A 520-nucleotide genomic window follows, 5' to 3' on the forward strand; every position below is an offset into this window, starting at 1 on the left:
CATAGAACAGGGTTCATCATGAGTCATCAACTTACCTTCGCCGACAGTGAATTCAGCAGTAAGCGCCGTCAGACCAGAAAAGAGATTTTCTTGTCCCGCATGGAGCAGATTCTGCCATGGCAAAACATGGTGGAAGTCATCGAGCCGTTTTACCCCAAGGCTGGTAATGGGCGGCGACCTTATCCGCTGGAAACCATGCTACGCATTCACTGCATGCAGCATTGGTACAACCTGAGCGATGGCGCGATGGAAGATGCTCTGTACGAAATCGCCTCCATGCGTCTGTTTGCCCGGTTATCCCTGGATAGCGCCTTGCCGGACCGCACCACCATCATGAATTTCCGCCACCTGCTGGAGCAGCATCAACTGGCCCGCCAATTGTTCAAGACCATCAATCGCTGGCTGGCCGAAGCAGGCGTCATGATGACTCAAGGCACCTTGGTCGATGCCACCATCATTGAGGCACCCAGCTCGACCAAGAACAAAGAGCAGCAACGCGATCCGGAGATGCATCAGACCA

Annotated in this window: 1 pseudogene; it reads left to right on the top strand. The window is 54.0% G+C overall.

Features of this window, described 5'->3' with window-relative positions:
- Positions 1–18 precede the first annotated feature (18 nt).
- Positions 19–520, top strand: a pseudogene (locus tag IEQ44_RS15550) (IS5-like element IS5B family transposase); the annotation flags it as partial.

This window comes from Nocardioides malaquae (assembly GCF_015070385.1).
GTDB classification, from domain to species: domain Bacteria; phylum Actinomycetota; class Actinomycetes; order Propionibacteriales; family Nocardioidaceae; genus Nocardioides; species Nocardioides malaquae.